The 3029-nt window shown below is 71.0% G+C and carries 5 protein-coding genes; 1 reads left to right on the plus strand and 4 read right to left on the minus strand.

Translation table 11 applies throughout. The annotated features are described in order from the left end of the window. Positions 1-207: helix-turn-helix transcriptional regulator (locus tag AC27VN_RS37485; protein WP_490879931.1), on the minus strand; the 207-nt coding region annotated here is incomplete at its 3' end. On the opposite strand from AC27VN_RS37485, the gene AC27VN_RS37490 reads away from it, so the two are divergent. Next, a complete protein-coding gene (locus AC27VN_RS37490; RefSeq protein WP_490879932.1) occupies positions 208-495 on the plus strand; it encodes a hypothetical protein in 288 nt (95 codons plus the stop codon). A gap of 93 nt (positions 496-588) precedes the next feature. Here the strand turns inward: AC27VN_RS37490 and AC27VN_RS37495 are convergent, their stop codons facing one another. The 3 genes from AC27VN_RS37495 to AC27VN_RS37505 are packed head-to-tail and all read right to left on the minus strand — an operon-like array spanning position 589 to position 2784. Continuing rightward, the gene (locus tag AC27VN_RS37495; protein ID WP_490879933.1) at positions 589-1173 is read right to left on the minus strand and encodes a lipocalin family protein; all 585 of its coding nucleotides are present in this window, start codon (positions 1171-1173) and stop codon (positions 589-591) included. A gap of 51 nt (positions 1174-1224) precedes the next feature. Next, positions 1225-2076 (minus strand): hypothetical protein, encoded by an 852-nt coding sequence (locus tag AC27VN_RS37500; RefSeq protein ID WP_208511588.1) that lies wholly within the window; start codon positions 2074-2076, stop codon positions 1225-1227. Between the two features lie 3 nt (positions 2077-2079). Further along, the gene (locus AC27VN_RS37505; protein WP_208511589.1) at positions 2080-2784 is read right to left on the minus strand and encodes a TetR/AcrR family transcriptional regulator; all 705 of its coding nucleotides are present in this window, start codon (positions 2782-2784) and stop codon (positions 2080-2082) included. Positions 2785-3029 lie beyond the last annotated feature (245 nt).

The raw sequence follows: 3029 nt of genomic DNA on the forward strand, positions 1-3029 counted from the left end.
GGCGTCGAGCCGGCGCGAGCGCAGGTAGGCCTGCGGCGACAGCCCCGTCAGTTCGAGCAGCCGCGCATGGAAGCGCTGCGGGCTCAGGAAGAAGAGGGCGGCCATGCGCGCGGTGTTCCAGGGCTCGTGCAGCGCGCCGCCGAGGGCGGTGTCGAGCCGTGCCAGGTCGATGCCGCGGCGCGCGAGGATGGAGGGCGCCTCGAGCACGTGCGCCAGGTGCTGCGCGGCCCGGGCCGGGTCGACGTCGTTCCTGCAGGCGGCCGTGACCGCGAAGCGCCGGATGCGGTCGACGCCGGTGGCGGGGGCGTGTCGATGACCACCATGCGCACGCCGCGCGGCGACATGAAGGTGTGGGCCACGCCGGCCGGAATGATCATTCCGCAGGAGCTGTCGGTGAAGGCGGCGCGGCCGCCGATCTCCAGCTCCATGCGGCCGTCCAGCGCGAACATGATCTGGGCGTGCGCATGGTCGTGGCCGGCGTATTCGCCCGCGTAGCTGCGCACGCTGTAGGCGATCCCGGGGACGAGCGGACTGTGCATGCCCGCGATTGTGCCCAGCCCCCGCGAACGCCGCGCGCCGGCGGCCGGGTCAGCGTTCCGGCCAGCGCTGCGGCACCCGGCGCAGCTTCGCGAGGTCGTAGCCCAGGGCCTCGATCTTGCGCAGCGCCTGGGCGTAGGCCTCGGGCGACAACTCGGGCGTGCGCGCCATCAGCCAGACGTAGTCGCGCTGGCTGCGCGCGACGATGGTGCTCCGGTAGTCGGGCGACACGTCGGCGATCACGTACTCGGCCTGGATCGGCCAGATGAACTGCATGCCCCAGACCGCGTTGCCGGTGCCGGGCCGCACGGTGGCCACGGGATGCAGGGTCTCGACCGGCGCGTCGAAGCTGCCGTCGCGGTAGCGGAAGTCGGTCTGGATGCGGCCATCGGGCCGCTGCGTGTAGGACTCGACGGCGTTGAACGCGTTCTTCTCCGGAAAGGTCGGGATGTGCGCGATCACGTACCAGTCGCCCATGAAGCGCGCGATGTCGACCGCCGGCACCGGCGCGATCGTCGGTGCCGGCGTCGCGCAGGCCGTGAGCGCGGCGCACGCGCACACGGCCAGCCAGCCGAGCGGGTGCCTGGGGCGCGCCGCGGGGGCGCGTTCGGGAGGGGGGTGTGGAAGGCGGGTCATCCGGTCAGTACGCAGCCGCGCGCCGACTGGATCCCCCGCCGTGGCCACGGCCTATTCGGAGAGGCCGGCGCGCGCGAGCTCCACGTCCAGCCGTTCCTTCGCGTCGGCCGGCTTGAGCGCCGCGGCCTTCTCGTAGAGCCGCGTGGCCTCGGCCATGCGCGCGTCGCCATGCAGCATCAGCAGCGCGCGCGCGTATTCCATCAGCGCGCTGGCCGAATGCGGATGCAGCGCGATGCCGTGCTCGAACAGCTCGACGGCGGTTTCGGCGCGCACGCCGTAGGTCATGCGGCCGACCAGCGCGCCGACCTTGTCGATCACCTCGGCATGGAAGGCGGCGAGCGCGACATGGGCGTCGGCATGGCGCGGCTTGAGCGCGATCACGCGTTCGAGCGCCTCCTTGAGCCGCGTGCCCAGGCCCTGCGCGAGCGCGCGCGCCACGCTGATGCCCTGGCTGTAGCGGCCCATCGCATAGGCCTGCCAGTACAGCGCCTGGCAGTCGTCGGGCTCGGCCGCGACCTGCGCGCCGGCGCGTTCCACCACCTGGCGGAACATCGCGAGCCGCACGGCCTCGCGCGGCTCGAGGTAGTTGGCATAGATCGCGGTCGCCTGGTTGGCCAGCGCCAGTCCCTCGGCGCCGTGCAGCAGGCCGATGGCCGCGGCGCGTTCGAACTCGCCGCTGTGATAGAGCGCCCAGCCCTCGGCCAGCGCCTCGTTGTGCTCGGGCGCCGGCATCTCGTGGCCGGCATGCAGTCGCGCCCAGTGCGCGATCAGGCTGCGCGCATCGAAGCGCGGCACGTCGGCGTAGGGCAGCGGCGCCCAGGGGCTGGAACCGGCGGTGCCGGGCGTACCGCCGGCCGTCGCGGTCGACATCAGCGGGAGCGGTTTGAAATCGTGGGGGGACATGGTTCAGGCGGCCATATCGGCAGGGGACGAGGCGGGAGGGCTGCTGGCGGCATCTTCGCCGCCGTAGGCCTGGCCCAGTGTCAGCAAATGGCGCCGTTGCTCGGCGCCGAGATAGGGCGCGAGCTGGTGCAGGGTGTGGCGGGCGCCGCGCAGCAGCGCGGCCTGCGCATGGGCCGGCTCGAGCGCCTGGCGCGGGTTGCGCACGTACTCGTAGCTGAGCCAGTAGGTCAGCACCACCACCATGCTCTGCGCCAGCGTGTCGACCTCCTGCGCGTCGATCTCGAGGTGGCCGGCGCGGCCCAGGCCCGCGATCAGCTGGCGCATCGCGCGCACCTTGTGCTTGAGCACGAGCTGGAACTGGGTCTCGAGATGCCGGTTCTTGCTCAGCAGGTCGTTGAGGTCGCGGTAGAGGAAGCGGTGGCGCCAGATCAGCTCGAACAGGCTGTGCATGAAGAACCAGGCGTCCTCCACGTCGTGGATGCCCTCGCTCGCATGGAGCAGCTCGCCGAGCTCGGTCTCGTAGCCCTCGTAGAGCTTGTTGATCAGCTCTTCCTTGGCCGGGTAGTGGTAGTAGAGGTTGCCGGGACTGATGTTGAGCTCGCCGGCCACGAGCGTGGTGGAGACGTTCGGCTCCCCGAAGCGGTTGAACAGGTCCAGCGCGGCTTCGAGAATGCGTTGTGCAGTGCGGCGTGGCGCTTTCCTGGCCATGTCGGTGCTCCCGGGTTGTCTCTTGGAAACACTCTAGCGCAGGAACGCCGCGCGAAGCGCGCAGGGGGACATTGATTTGCGGGGCACTGCGTTTGTGCAGTGCCGCATGCGCGATGCGCCGCGCAGCGCCTCATTGCGCATTCGGCGCCGGAATCGGCCGCTTCGAGGCCGGAAAGCCGCTTTATTCGGTGCCGCTCGATTTGTTGCGCCGCACCGTGGCCTTGCGTGCCGGTGTCTCGACCGAC

It is taken from the genome of Variovorax sp. 20P10.2.4, assembly GCF_058244205.1.

Bases quoted from the DNA above. Each gene is read 5' to 3' on its own strand.
- AC27VN_RS37495 (WP_490879933.1), bottom strand. From the start codon at position 1,173: ATGACCCGCCTTCCACACCCCCCTCCCGAACGCGCCCCCGCGGCGCGC.
- AC27VN_RS37500 (WP_208511588.1), bottom strand. From the start codon at position 2,076: ATGTCCCCCCACGATTTCAAACCGCTCCCGCTGATGTCGACCGCGACG.
- AC27VN_RS37505 (WP_208511589.1), bottom strand. From the start codon at position 2,784: ATGGCCAGGAAAGCGCCACGCCGCACTGCACAACGCATTCTCGAAGCC.